Source organism: Variovorax sp. HW608 (assembly GCF_900090195.1).
Classification (GTDB): Bacteria; Pseudomonadota; Gammaproteobacteria; order Burkholderiales; family Burkholderiaceae_C; genus Variovorax.
In genome coordinates this window covers 5531557-5549607 of record NZ_LT607803.1, presented here as the reverse complement: position 1 = coordinate 5549607, position 18051 = coordinate 5531557, and the positions used below count along the sequence as shown (strand labels likewise).

The following is an 18051-nucleotide window of genomic DNA, read 5'->3' as shown; positions in this document are numbered from 1 at the left end:
CTTTGCCGGGCCGCCGGGATTGCCCCCGGAGAGGGGGTGTCAGAGCCACACGAAGTGGGCGAGGCTGGGGGTGAGTCATCTGTTCACGACGGGATAGACGCCCTGCGGACGCCATAGCAAGACGGCGACCATCAGGAAGATGCTCGCGAACTGCGTGAGCGTCGGCATCAGGAAGCCGGTGTAGTTGTTCATCAGGCCCACCAGCAGCGCGCCGATGAGCGCGCCGGTGGTCGAGCCGAGGCCGCCGATGATGATCACGATGAAGATCAGCACGTTGACCTGCGCGCCCATCTGCGGAATGAGGTTCTGCTGGAACAGCCCCCACATCACGCCGCCGAGACCGGCCAGCGCGCTGCCCACCACGAACACGCCGACGAACAGCCGGCCGATGCGGTAGCCGAGCGACTCGACCATCTCGCGGTCCTGCACGCCGGCGCGGATCAAAAGGCCGATCTTGGTCCGGCCCAGCGTCCAGGCCAGCAGGCCGAAGACGAAGATGCCGACGATCACCGCGAGGATGCGGTACCTGCTGATCGCCGCATCGCCGATGAACAGCGAGCCGCGCAGCGCATCGGGCAGAGGCAGCGGGATCTGGCCGGGGCCCCAGATCACCTTGATCAGTTCCTCGCCGATGATCATGCCGCCCATCGTGATGAGGATCTGCTTGAGGTGCTGGCCGTAGACCGGCCGCACGATGAAGCGCTCGAAGGCCAGGCCCACCGCGCCCGCCACCAGCATCGCGACGAGCATGGCCGGGAAGACGGCCACGAGGTTGCGCCACAGATCCTGCGATCCGGTCCAGTCGCTCATGCCGCCGAGCACGGTGCTCGCGACGAAGGCGCCGAGCGCGATGAACACGCCGTGGCCGAAGTTGAGCACGTCCATCAGCCCGAAGACCAGCGTGAGGCCGGAAGCGATGATGAAGATGATCATCCCCATCGCGAGGCCCGCAACGGTGAGCGTGAGCCAGGTCGAGACGGAGCCGGTCAGCGGCAGCGCGATCAGCGCGAGCAGCGGCACCAGAGCCAGGGGTTTCCAGTCGAAATCTTTGTTCATAGTGCGAGCCCCAGCAGGGATTGCTGCAAGGCTTCATCCGCCGAGAACGCGGCCATGCTGCCGCTGTGCACCACGACGCCGTTGTCCATCACGGCCACCGTGTCGCCCAGGCGTTGCGCGAAGTTGATGTTCTGTTCGACGAGCAGGATCGTCACGCCGCTCTTCTTGAGCTCGCTGAAGGCGTCGATCATGTTGTTGATGATCGCGGGCGCGAGGCCCTTGCTGGGCTCGTCGACGATCAGCAGCTCGCGCGGCTCGACGATCGCGCGCGACACCGCGAGCATCTGCTTCTGCCCGCCCGAGAGCTTGCCGGCCGGGTGGTTCCAGAACTTCTCGACCGCCGGGAAGAGCTTGAAGATCCATTTCAGCCGCGTGTCGTCCATCTGGTCGGCGTTCTTCGCGCTTCGCGCGGCCAGCAGCATGTTCTCCTTCACGGTGAGATCCGAGAAGATGCCCATGTTCTCGGGCACGTAGGCGATGCCGAGCTCGGCGATCTGCGGCGTGCGCATCGCGGTGATGTCGGTGCTGCCGAAGCGCACGCTGCCGTGCGATGCATGCCACAGGCCCATGATGGTCCGCAGCGTGGTCGTCTTGCCGGCGCCGTTGCGGCCCAGCAGCATCGTGAGCTGGCCCTTGGGCACCGTGAGGTCCACGCCGTGGAGGATGTGATAGGCGCCGATATGCGTATGAACGCCCTTGAGCGTCAGAAGATTGGCCTGGTTCATGGTGTTTCTCCTTCCCCCGCGCGGGGGAAGGCCGGGATGGGGGCGGGCACATGGCGCGAAGCGTCCTCGGCGCCAGCCGAAGGCAAGCCGAGGTACGCCTCCTGCACCACCGGCGAGGCGATCACCTCGGCCGGCTCGCCGTCGGCCACGAGCTGGCCGTTGTGCAGCACGATGATGCGGTCCGCGAGCTCGCGCACCACGTCCATCTTGTGTTCGACCAGGAGGATGGTCTTGGTCTTGTCCTTCTTGAGCGCGCGGATCAGGTCGAGGATCACCGGCGCCTCGGCGGCATTCATGCCGGCGGTCGGCTCGTCGAACATGAACACCTTCGGCTCGAGCGCCATCAAGAGCGCGACTTCGAGCTTGCGCTGGTCGCCGTGCGGCAGGCTCGCGACGCTCGCGTGCTCCTTGGCCTTGAGCGCCACGTCGGCCAGGATCCGGTCGGCGCGCTCGGTCAGCGCGCGGTGGTCGCTCCAGATGCTCCAGAGATTGAGGCCGCGCCGGTGCGCGCCCTCGCGCGTGGCCTGCACCGCGAGCCGCACGTTCTCCAGCACCGTGAGGTTGGGAAACAGGTTCGTGAGCTGGAACGCGCGCCCCAGCCCCGCCCGTGTGCGTGCCGAGGCCGGCAGGCCCGAGAGCGATTGCCCGTCGAGCGTCACCGAGCCCTCGGTCGCCTTGAGCTGGCCCGAGATGAGATTGAAGTAGGTGGTCTTGCCGGCGCCATTGGGGCCGACGATGGCGGTCAATGTGCCGGGCGCGAAGGCGCAGCTGACGGCATTGACCGCCACATGGCCGCCGAAGCGGATGGTCAGGTTTCGGGTCTCAAGCATCGATCGAGTCAGGAAGCCGCCTTGCGGCGGCGCGGTTTGGAATCAGCAGCTGCCAATCACGTAGTAGTTGGTCCCGGTCTGCTTCAGGGTCGTGGTGACGAAGGTGTTCCACAGGCCCATGTTCTGGTTGGAACCGTTGGCGTAGGTGTAGCCGCCGCTCTGCGTGGCGCGCCCCGCAGTGGTGTGCGCGTAGTTGCTCGCGGTGTAGCAGACCGGCGTGGTGCCGCCGCTGGCCGCGAGCGTGGTGCCTGTCGCGGCCGAGGACATCGCGCCTTCGACGTTGCTCGTATCGACCGCGGTCACGCTCCAGCTGTAGGTGGTCGATGCGGCGAGCCCGGTGTCGGTGTAGCTGGTGGCCGACACCGCCGACGCATTGACCTTGCTGCCGCCGCGGTAGACGTTGTAGCTCGCGGCGCCCGAGACGGCGTTCCATCCGATCACCATGCTGCTGCTGGTCGCGCCGGACGTGCCGACGCCGGTCGGTGCGGCCAGCGTCGATCCGCCACCGCCGCCGGTCGAGCCGCTGGTCACGCGATCGACCATGGCCTTGATCGCCGCCATCTGCGGGCCCGACTTCTTCGCGTAGTTCGCGTTGTCGTAGCCCCACCAGTCGAAGCAGCTGTTGGTCGCTGCCGTGCTGGTCTGCGGGTAGATCAGGATGATGTTGTTGGTATCGGCCCAGCGGTTGTAGCCCGTGTCGCGCACGTACTTGTCGCCGATGTCGGAGTAGTTCTGCTTGCAGCCGTGCAGCACCACGTGCACGCGGCACGAGCTGCTGTTGCAGCTTTGCGGCACGTAGATCCAGCCGGTTGCGGCCATGCCGTGGCCGCTCACGAAATCGGTCTGGTTGAACTCGGTGAAGGTGCCCGAGAGCGTGCCGTTGTTGCGCGCGTTCAGCGCGCCGTAGAGGTACTGGAGGATGTCGCCCGCCAGGTCGAAGCCGCAGTTGTTGATGTAGGGCGAGGCCGTGGTGCTGCAGCTGCTGCCGTAGTCATCCGTGATCATGGCGTGGCCGGAACCGATGTTGTTCTTGTAGAAAGTGTTGGCCGTCGGAACGAAGCTCTGGTAGTAGGTTTGCAGGTCGTTCATCACCGCCTGCACCACCGTGTTGTCCGAGGTGCCGGAGTAGAGATACACCTTCGAGTTCGCGAGGTTCGACACCGGATCGATGGTGCCGCTCGAGGCCCAGCTGTTGGTGGTGCTGACCAGCGACGACACCGGGATGCTGCTGCTGTGCGACATGCAGCGCCCCGTCGCGTTGACGATCGACCCTTCGGCACAGTAGTACGGCCCGCCAGCGACGACGCCCGCCCCGCGCTTGAAGGTCGCCGAATAGGCGACGTGCAGCTGCACCGCCATGAACCCGCCCGCCGACAGGCCGGACACGCTGACCTCCGCGGAATTGGCCCCGAGCGCCGGCAGCGGCACCGCAGCCGTGGCCGCGTGGCCCGCCAGCGCGGCGAAGGCCGCGACCAGGCTCATCTTCATCATCATCCAGTTGCGCTTCATGCTTGTCTCCGTTGGCTTTTTCGAGGTGCACTGAACCGCCTCCTCTCGCGAGGAGGACAGATGGGGAAAGCGTCTTGTGAATGGGCGGCCCCTCGCAGGGGCCGATGCGCGGCTTAGCGCTTGTTCCGGATCGGGATGTCCATTTCCTCCGGCTTGATCTCATGGACCAGCTCAGGCACGCCCCACGCGAACGCCGGGTCTGCCTTGATCTTGAAGTGGTACATGCTCTGCATCGCCTGGTGGTCTTCCTTGCGGAATGTCATCTTGCCCTTGGGCGTGTCGAAGCTCATGCCTTCCATGGCCCCGATGAGCTTGTTGGTGCTGGTGTCGCCGCCCGTCTTCTTGAGCGCGGTGACCAGCGCCATCGCGGCCGAGAAGCCGCCCGCCGTGAAGAAGTCCGGCGGCGCCTTGAATTCCTTGTAGTGCGCCGCGACCATCGCCTCGTTCACCGGGTTCTTCGGGATGCCGAAGTAGTAGTACGTCGCGCCCTCCATGCCCGGGAAGCGTTTGTATGCCGTCATGGCCGGCAGGATATTGCCGCCCGTGCCCACGTCGATGTTGTAGCGTTTCTTGAGGTCGGCGTCCGCCAGCGCATTGAACGGCGTGGTGGCACCGGCCCACACCACGGCGATCACCTTGCGGCCGGGCTTGTCTTTCAGGGCATCGACCATGCGCTGAATACCCGCGGTGAAATCGGTGGTGGCGGGCGGCAGGTATTCCTCATGGACGATCTTGGTCTTCTTCAGCGCGTCCTTGAAAGCTTTGACGCCGTCGCGACCGAAGGCATAGTCCTGCGCCAGCGTGGCCACCGAAATGTCGCTGGCGTCCATGGCCACTGCATTGCTGATCGCATCCTGGCTGGAGTTGCGGCCGGTGCGGAAGATGTACTTGTTCCACTTGTCGCCGGTGATCGAATCGGCCACCGCGGGCTCGACCAGCAGGATCTTCTTGTATTCCTCGGCCACCGGCAGCATCGCGAGCGCGACACTGGACGACGTGGGGCCGACCGCGATTGCCGCCTTGTCGTCGGCATAGGCGGCCGCCAGCAGCGACTTGCCGAGGTCCGGCTTGCCCTGGTCGTCCTTCTCGATCACGACGATCTTCTTGCCGTTGATCTCCATGGTGCCGCCCGTGGCGTAGTCCAGGCCCATCATCAGCCCGGTCTGCGTCTGCTTGCCGTAGGCTTCGAGCGGCCCGGTCTTGCTGTAGATGTGGGCGATGCGGATCTCGTTGGACTGCGCCCAGGCCGGTGCGCTCAGGGTGGTGGCGGCCGCAGCGGCGATGCCAGCCAGCGCGACGAGGTGACGACGTTGCATTATTTGTCTCCAGTTGAAGGTGACTGAATGTTGCACAGTTCGTGCCAGTCGCCGCTACCCCGGAAACAGGGGACTTTCCCTTGGCTTTCACTCGGAACGACCGAATTCAAGACAAATCGCATGTCTTCAATTCAGACAATTGCATGATCTTCAGTCAGGGTTTTCCAGACGTTCATAGAGTGTCGCGCGCGAGATCCCGAGCAGCCGCGAGGTCGCGAGCTTGTTGCCGCCGGTCTCGGCCATCGCGGCGGCGATTGCCTTGCGTTCCAGTTCGGCGACCTGCTGCGCGAGCGGCCGCAGCAGCAAGGCGCGCTCCTCCGCCTCGGTGGCGGGCTCGGCCTGGACACGGGTCGGCGGCGCGATGTTCTCCTGCCCGGCTTCGCGCAGGATGCGTTCGAGCTGCGCCGCATCGATGCGCTGCGAATCGCTGCGCATGGTCACCTGCTCCAGCACGTTGCGCAGCTCGCGGATGTTGCCGCGCCAGTGCTGCGCCGCGAGCAGCGCGAGAGCATCGGGCGTCAGTTCGGGTGGCGCCTCGCCGCTGCGCAGCGCCATGTCTTCAGCCAAGGCTTCCACCAGCGCGGGGATGTCGCCGCGGCGCTCGCGCAGCGGCGGCACGCGCACCGGCAGCACGTTGAGGCGGTAGTACAGGTCCTCGCGGAAGCGCCCTTCGCGCACCAGCGCCGCCAGATCGCGTGAAGTGGCCGCGATCACGCGGGCATCGAACGGCACCAGCTTGTTCGAACCCAGCGGCTCGATCTCGCCTTCCTGCAACGCGCGCAGCAGCTTGGCCTGCAGGCCCAGCGGCATGTCGCCGATTTCATCGAGGAACAGCGTGCCGCCGTCCGCCAGCTTGAACTTGCCTTCGCGCGCCTTGCGGTCCGCGCCGGTGAACGCGCCGGGCGCAACGCCGAAGAACTCGGCTTCGAGCAGCGTGTCGGGCACGGCCGCGATGTTCACGCTGACGAAAAGGCCCTGCGCCCGCGCCGAAGCCGCGTGGATCGCGTGCGCGAGCAGTTCCTTGCCGGTGCCGGTTTCGCCGAGCAGCAGCACCGGACTCGACGATTGCGCCGCGCGCCGCGCATGGCGCTTGACCTCCACCGCGGCGGGACTGCTGCCGATGAAGCTCGCGAAGGTGTATTTGGACCGCCGCTGCCCGTCCGCCGACTGCTGGTAGAGCGGGTTGTTGCGCTGGCTCGCCAGCTCGCGCCGCGCGTCTTCGAGGTCGCGCTGGAGCAGCGCGAACTTGCTGATCAGGGGCTGCAGCGTCGTTTCCGGGTGGTCGAACAGCACGATGCCGATCGCGCCGATCACCTTGCCCGGCGCGGCGCCCTCGCCTTCCTCGCGCAGCGGAATCCGGCTCACCACGAACGTCCCCGCCTTGTTCGTCAGCAGGTCGACCAGGATCGGCTCGCCGGTTTCGAGCACGCGGCGCATCTGCGTGTTGGGGATCACATCCTCGACCATATGGCCGAGGAACTGGTCGATCGACGAGAAACCCAGCGCCGGCAGAAAACGCCGGTAGCCCTCGTTGACCCACACGATCCGCCCGGTGCGATCGACCAGGAACATCCCCTGGCTGATGCTCGAGAACAGATGGAACATCGAGCGCGCGGCGAGCGCGAGGATGCTGTCGGCGTCGAGCGGCAGAGCGGGTGGAGCGGCAGTGGCGGGCGGCATGGGCGGGATCGTAGCGCGGCGCTCCGAGGCCCATCGGCGACAGGCAAAACCAGACTTTTCTGAGTCCCGGCAGCTACCTTCGTTCATAGGATAGCCGGCCATCACCTCTGCGCCCCCCTCCCGCCGCGCAAGTACTACCGGCTCACCGAGGCAGGACGCGCCCGGCTTGCCGAACAGCGGCAGGCGTGGCATCAATTCATCAACTCAAGTCAACGCCATCGTTGGAGCAAGCTCATGAACAAGGAAGAATTCCTGCGCAAGATCCGCGCCGCCCTGCAGGGCCTCACACCCGCCGAAATCGACGAAATCCTCGCGGACTACGGCGCGCATTTCGACGAATCCACGGCCCTTGGCCGCTCCGAGGAAGCCACCGCGGCCGCGCTGGGAGATCCCGCCTGGCTGGGGCAGGAACACGTTGCCGATCTGCGCCAGGAAGAGCACGGGCTGCTGAGCGCTGCCAAGCGCCTGCTCGATCCCGGCCGTCGGTCGCACGGCGACAACACGGTCGTCGAGCGGCAGATCGCATGGACCCCGGGTTCGCGCATGACCATCGGGCTGCCCGTCGACGTGTCATGGCGGCCCGCCGATCACCCTCGCGCGACCCTGCACGGGCCCGCATGGCTGGTGGAGCATGTGCGACTCGAAAGCGAGCAGTTCAAAGGCCGCTTCAAGTGGCGGCTGTTCCACAACAACCACCTGCGCCTCGATCTCGAAAGCCCGGCGATCGAGACCTGGCACGTGAAAAGCCACGGCGACCTGCGCCTGCTCCATCTGTCTCAAGCGGCGTTGAACCTCGAGCTCGACGGCAGCGGCGACATCAAGGCCGCCGGGCGCGTGCAGGAGCTCAGCGCCCACCTGCTGGGCTCGGGCGACATCGACCTGAGCCTGCTCGAACCCGAGCGCGCGACCGTCACGCTCGCCGGCTCGGGCGACGTGACGCTGGCGCCCGGCGAGGAGGCCGACCTGTCGATCGAAGGCAGCGGCGATATCGTCTTGCTCAGCCATCCGGCGCGCCTCAGGAGCCATGTCTGGGGCAGCGGCAAGATCCGAATGCCCGATGGCACGGGCTCACCGAGCTAATGGACATTTGGCCTTGCTATGCTCCGCCCCTGACAGGGCCCACCAGCCTCCACAAGGCGCCGCGGCGGCCCATCCGGCCGCTGGACGACGCGCCCCTTTTTTCGGAACCTCGAACGCATGAGGACCACCCGGCTTCCGACGCTTTCGCTCGTCGTCTCACTGCTGCTGCTTTCGGCCTGCGCCGTCCCGCGTCCGCCCGAGAAGGCCGACGCCCCGATGCCGCCGACATGGAGCAATCCGCTCCCCGCCTCCACCGCCCCGCTGCCCCACGGCGGCTCGCTGCCGACGCTCGGCCAGTGGTGGGAGCAGTTGCATGATCCGCTGCTGGTCGACCTCATCTTCGCCGCCGAGTCCGTGAGCCCGACGGTCGCGAGCGCCGGCGCGCGCATCGCCGAAGCGCGGGCCACGCGCGTGGCGGCCGGGGCGGCACTGATCCCCAATCTCAACGGGCAATTGGCGGCCAGCCGCGGCAATTCGCCGACCTCCGGCTTCACCGGCACCTCGACCTCCGGCACCACTGGCTTGAGCACCAGCCTGCCGATCCTCACGACCGGTCAAGCGGGTCTGCAGTCGAGCTGGGAGATCGACCTGTTCGGCGGCCTGCGCGCGAACCGCGACGCGAGCCAGGCGCGGCTCGCCGGCGCGGACGCCAGGTGGCATGACGCGCGGGTGTCGGTCGCGGCCGAGACCGCGAACACCTACCTCGACGAGCGAGCCTGCCGCCGGCAACTCGTGGTCTCGACCTCCGATGCGCAATCGCGCGCCGAAACGGCGCGGCTCACCGACCTGTCGATGCGCGCCGGCTTCACCGCGCCGGCCGACGCGGCGCTCGCGCGTGCCAGCGCCGCCGAGGCGTCGGGGCGGCTCACGCAGCAGCGTGCGCAGTGCGCGCTGCTCGAACAGGCGCTGGTGTCCCTGACGGGCATCGAGGCGCCGGTGCTCCGCGCCAGGCTGGAGGCCGCACCGATCGACGTCGCGCTGCCGGCCGTGCAGGCGGTGCACAGCGTGCCGGCCGAGGCACTCGCGCAGCGGCCCGATGTGTACGCGGCCGAACTCGGCGTGGCGGCGGCGAGCGCCGACGCCGGCGCGGCGCTCGCGCAGCGCTTTCCGCGGCTGACGCTGCAGGGCTCGATCGCCACGGTGCAGGTGCGCACCGGCGGCTTCCGCGAGACCTTCGACACCTGGACCATCGGACCGCTCGCGCTCAACCTGCCGATCTTCGACGGCGGCACGCTGGCGGCCAACGAGGCCGCGGCCAAGGTGCGCTACGACGAAGCGGTCGCGCTCTACCGCGCGAGCGTGCGGCAGGCGGTGCGCGAGGTCGAGGAAGCGCTGATCAATCTGCGCAGCACCGACGAGCGCGCCGAAGACGCCGACACCGCCGTGAACAACTACCAGGCCTCCTTCGATGCCACGCAGGCGCGTTTCGGCACCGGCCTCGCGAGCCTGTTCGACCTGGAGAGTGCGCGGCGCACGCTGTTCGCCTCGCAGACCTCGCGCGTGTCGCTGCAGCGCGAGCGCGCCGAGGCCTGGGTCGCGCTCTATCGCGCCATGGGCGGCGGCTGGACGCGGCCCGAATCGATCGCCACGACGGCCCCGGCGGCCGCGCCGTCCTCACCATGAAAAGAATGAAGAAGCGTTCCACCCTCATCGTCATCGCATTGGTCGTGCTGGTTCTCGCCGGCGCGGGCTTCTGGCTCGCGCGCGGCAAGTCCGGCGGCGAGCGAAAGCCAGCCGCATCGACGGCCCGGCCCACGCTGACCGTCACCGTCGCCAGGCCGGAGACCAGCGAGCTCAACGTCACGCTCTCGGCCAACGGCAACGTCGCGGCGTGGCAGGAAGCCAGCGTCGGCTCCGAGGCCAACGGGCTGCGGCTCGCCGAGGTGCGGGTGAATGTCGGGGATGCAGTCAGGAAGGGCCAGGTGCTCGCGGTGTTCTCGGGCGATTCGGTGGATGCCGACGTGGCGCAGGCCAGGGCCTCGCTGGCCGAGGCGCGCGCGACCGCCGCCGACGCCGCCGGCACGGCAGCGCGTGCCCGCACGCTGCAGGCGACCGGCGCGATGAGCCAGCAGCAGATCAACCAGTACACGACCGCCGAGCAGACCGCCAAGGCGCGCGTCGAAGCGGCCGAAGCGGTGCTGGCGGCGCAACAGGTGCGCGGCCGCAACACCAAGGTGGTGGCGCCGGATGACGGCGTGATCTCCTCGCGCACCGCGACGGTGGGCAGCGTGGTCTCGGCCGGCACCGAGCTGTTCCGCCTGATCCGCCAGGGCCGGCTCGAATGGCGCGCGGAGATCATGTCCGCCGACCTCGGGCGCATCACGGTGGGCACGCCCGCCGTGGTGGTGAGCGCGACCGGCGCGACGGTCGACGGCAAGGTGCGCAGCGTCGCGCCCACGGTGGACCCGCAGACGCGCGCGGCGCTGATCTACGTCGACATCCCCGACGTGCAGCAGAACACCGGCATCAAGGCCGGCATGTTCGCGCGTGGCGATTTCATGCTCGGCCGCAGCCACGCGGTCACGGTGCCGCTGGCCTCGGTGGTGCCGCGCGACGGCTTCAATCATCTGCTGCTGATGCAGCCCGACAGCCGCGTGTCGATGCTGCGCATCGAGACCGGCCGCCGCGTCGCCGACCGCGTCGAGATCACCACCCCGCTGCCGCCCGACGCGCGCGTGGTCGTGCAGGGCGCCGGCTTCCTCAACGATGGCGATCTGGTGCGGGTGGTGGACGCGCTGCCCGCCAATCCGGCGAATGGAGCCGCCAAGTGAACGTCTCGGCCTGGTCCATCCGCAACCCGATCCCGGCGGTGATGCTGTTCGTGCTGCTCACCTTTGCGGGGCTGCTGTCCTTCAACGCGATGAAGGTGCAGAACTTCCCCGACATCGACCTGCCGACGGTCACCGTGTCGGCGTCGCTGCCGGGGGCGTCGCCGTCGCAGCTCGAGAACGACGTCGCGCGCAAGATCGAGAACTCGATCGCCACCGTGCAGGGCCTCAAGCACATCGCGACCAAGGTGCAGGACGGCGCGGTGACGCTGATCGTCGAGTTCCGCCTCGAAAAGCCGGTGCAGGAAGCGGTCGACGACGTCCGCTCGGCGGTGCAGCGGGTGCGCGCGGACCTGCCGGCGGACCTGCGCGATCCGGTCATCACCAAGCTCGACTTCGCGGCGCAGCCGGTGCTGGCGTTCACGATCTCGTCGTCGCGCATGGACGACCAGGAGCTCTCGTGGTTCGTCGACAACGACGTGACGCGCCGCCTGCTCGCGATCAGCGGCGTGGGCGCGGTGAATCGCGTGGGCGGGGTTGCGCGCCAGGTGCACGTCGATCTCGATCCGGGCAAGCTGCAGGCACTCGGCGCGACCGCGGCCGACATCTCGCGCCAGCTGCGGCAGCAGCAGATCGAGAGCGCCGGCGGCCGCACCGACGTGGGCGGCAGCGAGCAGCCGGTGCGCACGCTCGCCACGGTGCGTTCGGCAAACGAGATTGCCGACATCCAGATCCCGCTGTCGGACGGCCGGCGCATCCGGCTCGACCAGGTGGCGCGCATCAGCGACACCATCGCAGAGCCGCGTGCCGCCGCCTTCCTCGACGGCAAGCCGGTGGTCGGCTTCGAGGTCGCGCGCAGCCGCGGCGCGAGCGAGGTCGAGGTGGGCGATGCGGTGCAGAAGGTGCTGCAGCAGTTGCGCGCCGAGCGTCCCGACATCCGCCTGACCGAGGCCTTCAACTTCGTCGAGCCGGTGCGCGAGGAATACCAGGGATCGCTGCACCTGCTGTACGAAGGCGCCATCCTCGCGGTGGTGGTGGTGTGGCTGTTTCTGCGCGACTGGCGCGCCACCTTCGTGTCGGCGGTCGCGCTGCCGATGTCGGTGATCCCGGCTTTCGTGGGCATGTACCTGCTGGGCTTCTCGATCAACGTGGTGACGCTGCTCGCGCTGTCGCTGGTGGTCGGCATCCTGGTGGACGACGCGATCGTCGAGGTCGAGAACATCGTGCGCCACCTGCGCATGGGCAAGACGCCGTACCAGGCCGCGATGGAGGCGGCCGACGAGATCGGCCTCGCGGTGATCGCGACCACCTTCACCTTGATCGCGGTGTTCCTGCCGACCGCCTTCATGAGCGGCGTGGCCGGCAAGTTCTTCAAGCAGTTCGGCTGGACCGCCTCGCTCGCGGTGTTCGCCTCGCTGGTGGTGGCGCGGATGCTCACGCCGATGATGGCGGCCTACATCCTCAAGCCGCTCCTGGACGACCACAGGGAGCCGCGCTGGCTCGCGACCTACATGCGCATGGCCGGTTGGTGCCTCAGGCACCGCCTCGCGACCATGGTCCTGGCCACCCTCTTCTTCTTCGGCTCGGTGGCGATGATCCCGCTGCTCAAGACCGGCTTCATCCCGCCGGACGACAACTCGCAGACGCAGGTGTACATCTCGCTCGCTCCCGGTGCGACGCTCGCGCAGACCACCGCGATGGCGGAGGAAACGCGACGGCGCGTGATGGCGATCGAGCACGTGCGCAGCGTCTACACCACCGTCGGGGGCGGCAGCGCAGGCGGCGATCCGTTCGCGAACTTCGGCACGCCCGAGACGCGCAAGGCCACGCTCACGACCCAGCTCGAACCGCGTGGCGACCGGCCGCGCAAGCAGGTGATCGAGAAGAACATCCGCGCCGCGCTCGAGACCCTGCCCGGCGTGCGCAGCACGGTGGGCCTCGGCGGCTCGGGCGAGAAATACATCCTCGCGCTCTCCGGCGACGACCCCAATGCGCTGACCGCCGCCGCGCGCGCGGTGGAGCGCGACCTGCGCACCATCCCGGGCCTTGGCAACATCACCTCGACCGCGAGCCTGATCCGCCCCGAGATCGCGGTGCGGCCCGACTTCGCGCGCGCGGCCGATCTCGGCGTGACCAGCTCGGCCATCGCCGACACGCTGCGCGTCGCCACGCTGGGCGACTACGACCAGAACCTGCCCAAGCTCAACCTCGCGCAGCGGCAGGTGCCGATCGTGGTCAAGCTCGAGGACTCGGCGCGACAGGATCTCTCGCTGCTCGAGCGCCTCGCGGTGCCCGGCGCGCGCGGGCCGGTGATGCTGGGCCAGGTCGCCAGGCTGTCGATCGAGGGCGGCCCGGCGGTGATCGACCGCTACGACCGCTCGCGCAATGTCAACTTCGAGATCGAGCTCTCCGGCGTCGGCCTCGGCGACGCGAAGGATGCAGCGATGAAGCTGCCCTCGATCCGCAGCCTGCCGCCCGGCGTGCGGGTCGCCGAGGTGGGCGATGCGGAAGTCATGACCGAGCTGTTCAACAGCTTCGGCCTCGCGATGCTGACCGGCGTGCTGTGCATCTACATCGTGCTGGTGCTGCTGTTCAAGGACTTCCTGCATCCGGTCACGATCCTCTGCGCGCTGCCGCTCGCGCTCGGCGGCGCCTTCGTCGGGCTCCTGATCGGGCAGAAGGCGCTCTCGATGCCCTCGCTGATCGGGCTCATCATGCTGATGGGCATCGCGACGAAGAACTCCATCCTGCTGGTCGAATACGCGATCGTCGCGCGCCGCGACCATGGCATGAGCCGCTGGGACGCGCTGCGCGATGCCTGCCACAAGCGGGCGCGGCCGATCATCATGACCACGCTCGCGATGGGCGCGGGCATGACGCCGATCGCCTTCGGCTGGAGCGCGGCGGATTCGAGCTTCCGCGCGCCGATGGCCATGGCGGTGATCGGCGGACTCATCACCTCCACCGTGCTGAGCCTGCTGGTGGTGCCGGCGGTGTTCACCTATGTCGACGACGTCCAGCAATGGATCCGCCGGACGGTCAAGCGCATTCGTGGTGCGGTGCACGTCGGCCACGGCCATGAAGCTGGCGATAGACTCGCGCCATCGTCGAACGACAGGGGTACACCGTGATCAGCATCCTTCAGCGTGTGGCGGTTTCCGGCGCCTTCTTCGGCATCTCGTCGGCTGCGCTTGCACAGGCGCCCGATCTGGCGCAGGCCCAGCGGCAGTTCGACGCCCAGGTCGCGAAGTGCAACAGCGGCGCGCTGCCCCGGCCCGAACGCGATGCCTGCATCCGCGACGCCGGCGCCGCGCTGGACCGCGCGCGCGGCGGTCCGGCGGGCAACGTCACGACGCGCACGCGGGATCGGCGCTCCACCGTGGTCAAGCCCGAAGGCGCGCCGGTGCCCGGCAGCACGGCGACGGTCCGCTCGGGCGATCGCCGCTCTACCGTCGTGACGCCGCAGGGCACGCCCGCGCCGGCCGGCACGACGACGGTCACCACGCCCGACGGCCGGTCCACCGTGGTGGTGCCGGCCCCGCCGCAGCGCTGAGTTTCAGGGAAAGCCCCGCACCTCCGCCAGCATCGCGGCAAGGCGCCGCACATCCAGCACGACCAGCGCCTTGCCGTCTTTCGCAAGAACGCCCGCGCGCGAAAGCGCATTGAGTTCGCGCGTGACCTGCTCGCGATTGGTGCTGACCCGGCTGGCGAGCTCGGCGTGCGTCGGTGCGGGGTCCAGCCGCGCGCGGTTCTCGCTGACGCCCACCTCGTGCGCCAGCCGCAGCAACTCGGCATGGACCCGGTTCTGCACCCCCATCGTGCTCAGGTCGATCACGCGCTCGGACAACTGCCTCACGAGCGAAGCGAGGCTCTGCATCACGCGCTCGGCCACCATCGGTTCTTCACGCAGCAGTTCGAGGAACGCGAGGCGATCCAGGCTCGCCACCACGCTGGGTTTGAGGGTCAACACATCGGCGGAGCGCGGCCGGCCGTCGATGGCCGCGATCTCGCCGAGATGGTCGCCTTCGTTCAGGTCGCGAAAGGTGATCTGCCGTCCGTTGGCCGAATAGGTGGTCACGCGCAACTGGCCCGAGACGAGGAAGTAGACATCGCTTTTCTCCTCGGATCGCAAGAGCAGCGGTGCACCGGCGGCAACGCTCTGCCACTGGCAGCGCTGGGCCAGTCGATCGAAACGGGATTGCGACAGGCCCTCCAGCAGCGCAATGTGCTTGAGGGCCAGGCTGGAACGCTGGATCGTCATGTGCGTGAAACAGTTGAGAAAACCTGTGCGCAAACGCACAGCGCCAAAGGCCCGCCGACGCCACAGTACGGCTTCGTGATCCAGCGATTCCCGCAGTCACACATCAAGGCTTCAAGGAGATTTCATCATGAACGCAAAACTACTTCTCGGCATCTCCGCACTTGCGCTTGCCGGCGCCGTGTCCGCCCAGACCGTGCCGGCCGAGCAGTGGGTCGGTGCGCCGATTCCGGCCGCGAGCCACCTCAGCCGCGCCGAAGTGGCGGCGGACCTGAGCGCGAGCCGCATGAGCTTCGCGAGCGCACCGGCGGAATACCGCGTCGGTCCCGCCGACCCGGCGACGGGCGCGACAAGCCGCGCCGAAGTCGCCGCCGACACGAGCCTGTGGATCCGCTCGGGCATGAGCCAGGTCGCGAACCGCGACGGCTTCGATCCGACGAGCGCCGAATTCCGCCAGCAGATGGCGGCCTATCAGCGCATGCGCAGCGGCCCGGAGTTCATGGCCGAGGTGCAGCGCGCCCAGAGCACGCGCTCGATGAGCATGGCACGGTTCGGCCGCGGATCGTCGGCTGAATAAGGCCGCCCTACAAGCAGGTGCGTCGCCATCGCCGCGGAACCGCCCGGGCGGTCCGCGGCGTTTTTTCAATCGAGCGGCGGCGACGGCGGAATCAGGCCAGCTGCGGCTTCGCGCCCATGCGCCTGGCCACCCGCGGCAGCACCAGCACGGCCAGGATCACGACGACCAGCGCGATCGACATCGGGCGCTGGAAGAACACGCTCGCGCTGCCCTCCCCGATCGACATCGCGTTGCGCAGTTGCGCTTCGGCGAGCGGCCCGAGGATCATGCCCACCACGACCGGCGCGGTCGGGAAGTCGAAGCGCCGCATGACCACGCCCAGCACGCCGATGGCATAGAGCAGGAACAGATCGAACGCGCTCTGCCGCATGCCGTAGGCGCCGACCGTCGCGAAGATCAGGATGCCCGCGTAGAGCTGCGGCTTCGGGATCTTGAGCAGCTTGACCCACAGGCCCACCATCGGCAGGTTCAGCACCAGCAGCATCACGTTGCCGATGTAGAGCGAGGCGATCAGCGCCCACACCAGCGCGGCCGAGGTGGCAAAGAGCTGCGGACCGGGCTGGATGCCGTAGTTCTGGAACGCGCCGAGCAGGATCGCAGTCGTATTCGACGTCGGGATGCCGAGCGTGAGCAGCGGAATGAGCGCCGCGGTCACCGTCGCGTTGTTCGCGGCCTCGGGGCCGGCCACGCCTTCGATCGCCCCCCTGGTGCCGAATTCGGCGCGGGCTTGCGGGTCCTTTGCCAGCTTGCGCTCGGTCGCATAGCTCAGGAAGGTCGGGATCTCGGTGCCGCCGGCCGGAATGCAGCCGAAGGGCGTGCCGATCGCAGTGCCGCGCAGCCACGCCGGGATCGACCGCTTCCAGTCGCGCGCCGTCATGTGCACACGGCTGAGCTTGTTCTGCCCTTCGACGACGCGGCCCTCGTACAGCACCGCGTAGAGCACCTCGGCCACCGCGAACAGGCCGACCGCCACCAGCACGATTTCGATGCCGTCGAGCAGTTCGGGGATGCCGCCGGTGTAGCGGCCCTGCCCCGAGATCTGGTCGAGCCCGATGCATCCGGCCGCGAGGCCGATGAACAGCGCCGTCATGCCGCGCAGCGTGCTCTTGCCGAGCACCGCGCTCACGGTGGTGAAGGCCAGCAGCATCAGCAGGAAGTACTCCGGCGGGCCGAGCCGGACCGCGAAGTCGGCCACGAACGGCGCGAACAGCGTGACGATCACGGTGGCGATGGTGGCGGCCACGAACGAGCCGATGGCCGCCGTCGCCAGCGCCGCGCCCGCGCGGCCGCTCTTGGCCATCTTGTTGCCTTCCATCGCGGTCACCATGCTGGCGGTTTCGCCGGGCGTGTTGAGCAGGATGGAGGTGGTCGAGCCGCCATACATGGCGCCGTAGTAGATGCCCGAGAAGAAGATCATCGACGCCGTGACGTCGACCTTGCCGGTGATCGGCAGCAGCATCGCGACGGCGACCGCCGGCCCGATGCCGGGCAGCACGCCGACCGCCGTGCCGAGCGCGCAGCCCACCAGGCACCACAGGAGATTCGCCGGCGTGATCGCGAGCGCGAAGCCGTGCAAAAGAGCACTAAGAATTTCCATATGAGCAATCCAAACGCTTCAACACACCGGACCCAGGCGGGGGACCTCGCGGAACCGGCTCTGCCGGGCCGCTGAGGTTGCCCCCGGCGAGGGGGTGCAGAGCCACACGAAGTGGGCGAGGCTGGGGGAGAGCGTCATCACTTCAGATCCAGCCGGTCGCCGTGAGGCCCGGGAGGTTGATCGCCAGGAACTTCGTGAAGGTCCAGTACACCGGCGCGGAGATGATGAGTCCGGTCACGGCGTCGATCAGCCACGCACGCGGCGAATTCGCGATCGCCTGGCCGCCTGCGCGGCGCAGGCCCTGCACCGCGAGCAGGTAGCACAGCGCGCAGCTCAGCACGAAGCCGATGCTCGTGATGAGCCCGGCATTGAGCAGCAGCCCCGCCGAGACCCAGATGAAGCCGGTCCAATACGGCGGCGCCGAGTCCGACTCCTCCATCTCGCGGAAGCCGCCGGTGCGAGCCTCCCAGAGGATCCACGCGCCGCACACCGTGAGCGCAACCGAGACCAGCCAGGGCAGGAAGTTGGGGCCGACGCCGCTGTAGCCGGCCTCGGAGGAAATGTCGATCGCGCCCCACGCGAGCGCGAGGCCGCTCGCCAGGACCCCGACGCCGACCAGCGTCTGGGGCCAGTTCGCAGGCGGCGGCATGGAGGT

General features: G+C 68.3%; 15 protein-coding genes. 6 read left to right on the top strand and 9 right to left on the bottom strand.

Going from position 1 to position 18051, the window contains the following annotated elements:
- Positions 1-75 precede the first annotated feature (75 nt).
- From VAR608DRAFT_RS26255 to VAR608DRAFT_RS26230, 6 genes are all read right to left on the bottom strand, one after another.
- Positions 76-1056 (bottom strand): branched-chain amino acid ABC transporter permease, encoded by a 981-nt coding sequence (locus VAR608DRAFT_RS26255; RefSeq protein ID WP_088956741.1) that lies wholly within the window; start codon positions 1054-1056, stop codon positions 76-78.
- Positions 1053-1781, bottom strand: coding sequence for an ABC transporter ATP-binding protein (locus VAR608DRAFT_RS26250; RefSeq protein ID WP_088956740.1), 729 nt, complete (start codon positions 1779-1781; stop codon positions 1053-1055). The genes VAR608DRAFT_RS26255 and VAR608DRAFT_RS26250 overlap by 4 nt, the downstream gene beginning before the upstream one ends.
- Positions 1778-2611: an ABC transporter ATP-binding protein gene (locus tag VAR608DRAFT_RS26245; RefSeq protein ID WP_088956739.1), complete on the bottom strand. Its 834-nt coding sequence runs from the start codon at positions 2609-2611 to the stop codon at positions 1778-1780. Before VAR608DRAFT_RS26245 ends, VAR608DRAFT_RS26250 begins: the two co-directional genes overlap by 4 nt.
- Positions 2612-2653: 42 nt before the next feature.
- Positions 2654-4120 (bottom strand): extracellular catalytic domain type 2 short-chain-length polyhydroxyalkanoate depolymerase, encoded by a 1467-nt coding sequence (locus VAR608DRAFT_RS26240; protein WP_443082893.1) that lies wholly within the window; start codon positions 4118-4120, stop codon positions 2654-2656.
- Positions 4121-4233: 113 nt separating this feature from the next.
- A complete protein-coding gene (locus VAR608DRAFT_RS26235) occupies positions 4234-5436 on the bottom strand; it encodes a substrate-binding domain-containing protein (RefSeq protein WP_088956738.1) in 1203 nt (400 codons plus the stop codon).
- 150 nt (positions 5437-5586) lie between these two features.
- Positions 5587-7116, bottom strand: coding sequence for a sigma-54 interaction domain-containing protein (locus VAR608DRAFT_RS26230; protein ID WP_172843900.1), 1530 nt, complete (start codon positions 7114-7116; stop codon positions 5587-5589).
- 234 nt (positions 7117-7350) lie between these two features.
- On the opposite strand from VAR608DRAFT_RS26230, the gene VAR608DRAFT_RS26225 reads away from it, so the two are divergent.
- The 5 genes from VAR608DRAFT_RS26225 to VAR608DRAFT_RS26205 all read left to right on the top strand — a co-directional run bounded on the left by VAR608DRAFT_RS26225 (position 7351) and on the right by VAR608DRAFT_RS26205 (position 14517).
- On the top strand, positions 7351-8196 hold the full coding sequence (locus VAR608DRAFT_RS26225; protein WP_088956737.1) for a GIN domain-containing protein: 846 nt from the start codon (positions 7351-7353) through the stop codon (positions 8194-8196).
- 117 nt (positions 8197-8313) lie between these two features.
- Complete coding sequence (locus VAR608DRAFT_RS26220) at positions 8314-9819, top strand: efflux transporter outer membrane subunit (protein WP_088956736.1); 1506 nt, start codon at positions 8314-8316, stop codon at positions 9817-9819.
- Positions 9816-10967 carry an efflux RND transporter periplasmic adaptor subunit gene (locus VAR608DRAFT_RS26215; RefSeq protein WP_088956735.1) on the top strand — a complete coding sequence of 384 codons (1152 nt, stop codon included), beginning with the start codon at positions 9816-9818 and terminating at the stop codon, positions 10965-10967. Before VAR608DRAFT_RS26220 ends, VAR608DRAFT_RS26215 begins: the two co-directional genes overlap by 4 nt.
- The gene (locus VAR608DRAFT_RS26210) at positions 10964-14095 is read left to right on the top strand and encodes an efflux RND transporter permease subunit (RefSeq protein ID WP_088956734.1); all 3132 of its coding nucleotides are present in this window, start codon (positions 10964-10966) and stop codon (positions 14093-14095) included. Before VAR608DRAFT_RS26215 ends, VAR608DRAFT_RS26210 begins: the two co-directional genes overlap by 4 nt.
- A complete protein-coding gene (locus tag VAR608DRAFT_RS26205; RefSeq protein WP_088956733.1) occupies positions 14092-14517 on the top strand; it encodes a hypothetical protein in 426 nt (141 codons plus the stop codon). The genes VAR608DRAFT_RS26210 and VAR608DRAFT_RS26205 overlap by 4 nt, the downstream gene beginning before the upstream one ends.
- 3 nt (positions 14518-14520) lie before the next feature.
- Here the strand turns inward: VAR608DRAFT_RS26205 and VAR608DRAFT_RS26200 are convergent, their stop codons facing one another.
- Positions 14521-15225, bottom strand: a complete 705-nt coding sequence (locus tag VAR608DRAFT_RS26200) for a Crp/Fnr family transcriptional regulator (protein ID WP_088956732.1) — start codon at positions 15223-15225, stop codon at positions 14521-14523.
- Between the two features lie 127 nt (positions 15226-15352).
- On the opposite strand from VAR608DRAFT_RS26200, the gene VAR608DRAFT_RS26195 reads away from it, so the two are divergent.
- Complete coding sequence (locus VAR608DRAFT_RS26195; protein WP_088956731.1) at positions 15353-15799, top strand: hypothetical protein; 447 nt, start codon at positions 15353-15355, stop codon at positions 15797-15799.
- Positions 15800-15890: 91 nt separating this feature from the next.
- On the opposite strand, the gene VAR608DRAFT_RS26190 is transcribed toward VAR608DRAFT_RS26195, so the two are convergent.
- On the bottom strand, positions 15891-17396 hold the full coding sequence (locus tag VAR608DRAFT_RS26190; protein ID WP_088956730.1) for a tripartite tricarboxylate transporter permease: 1506 nt from the start codon (positions 17394-17396) through the stop codon (positions 15891-15893).
- 142 nt (positions 17397-17538) lie between these two features.
- The gene (locus tag VAR608DRAFT_RS26185; RefSeq protein ID WP_088958983.1) at positions 17539-18045 is read right to left on the bottom strand and encodes a tripartite tricarboxylate transporter TctB family protein; all 507 of its coding nucleotides are present in this window, start codon (positions 18043-18045) and stop codon (positions 17539-17541) included.
- Positions 18046-18051: the final 6 nt, after the last annotated feature.

What these genes read in the sequence shown, in the direction of transcription:
- VAR608DRAFT_RS26255 (WP_088956741.1), bottom strand. Translation starts at nt 1,056, where the DNA reads ATGAACAAAGATTTCGACTGGAAACCCCTGGCTCTGGTGCCGCTGCTC.
- VAR608DRAFT_RS26250 (WP_088956740.1), bottom strand. Translation starts at nt 1,781, where the DNA reads ATGAACCAGGCCAATCTTCTGACGCTCAAGGGCGTTCATACGCATATC.
- VAR608DRAFT_RS26245 (WP_088956739.1), bottom strand. Translation starts at nt 2,611, where the DNA reads ATGCTTGAGACCCGAAACCTGACCATCCGCTTCGGCGGCCATGTGGCG.
- VAR608DRAFT_RS26240 (WP_443082893.1), bottom strand. Translation starts at nt 4,120, where the DNA reads ATGAAGCGCAACTGGATGATGATGAAGATGAGCCTGGTCGCGGCCTTC.
- VAR608DRAFT_RS26235 (WP_088956738.1), bottom strand. Translation starts at nt 5,436, where the DNA reads ATGCAACGTCGTCACCTCGTCGCGCTGGCTGGCATCGCCGCTGCGGCC.
- VAR608DRAFT_RS26230 (WP_172843900.1), bottom strand. Translation starts at nt 7,116, where the DNA reads ATGCCGCCCGCCACTGCCGCTCCACCCGCTCTGCCGCTCGACGCCGAC.
- VAR608DRAFT_RS26225 (WP_088956737.1), top strand. Translation starts at nt 7,351, where the DNA reads ATGAACAAGGAAGAATTCCTGCGCAAGATCCGCGCCGCCCTGCAGGGC.
- VAR608DRAFT_RS26220 (WP_088956736.1), top strand. Translation starts at nt 8,314, where the DNA reads ATGAGGACCACCCGGCTTCCGACGCTTTCGCTCGTCGTCTCACTGCTG.
- VAR608DRAFT_RS26215 (WP_088956735.1), top strand. Translation starts at nt 9,816, where the DNA reads ATGAAAAGAATGAAGAAGCGTTCCACCCTCATCGTCATCGCATTGGTC.
- VAR608DRAFT_RS26200 (WP_088956732.1), bottom strand. Translation starts at nt 15,225, where the DNA reads ATGACGATCCAGCGTTCCAGCCTGGCCCTCAAGCACATTGCGCTGCTG.
- VAR608DRAFT_RS26195 (WP_088956731.1), top strand. Translation starts at nt 15,353, where the DNA reads ATGAACGCAAAACTACTTCTCGGCATCTCCGCACTTGCGCTTGCCGGC.
- VAR608DRAFT_RS26190 (WP_088956730.1), bottom strand. Translation starts at nt 17,396, where the DNA reads ATGGAAATTCTTAGTGCTCTTTTGCACGGCTTCGCGCTCGCGATCACG.
- VAR608DRAFT_RS26185 (WP_088958983.1), bottom strand. Translation starts at nt 18,045, where the DNA reads ATGCCGCCGCCTGCGAACTGGCCCCAGACGCTGGTCGGCGTCGGGGTC.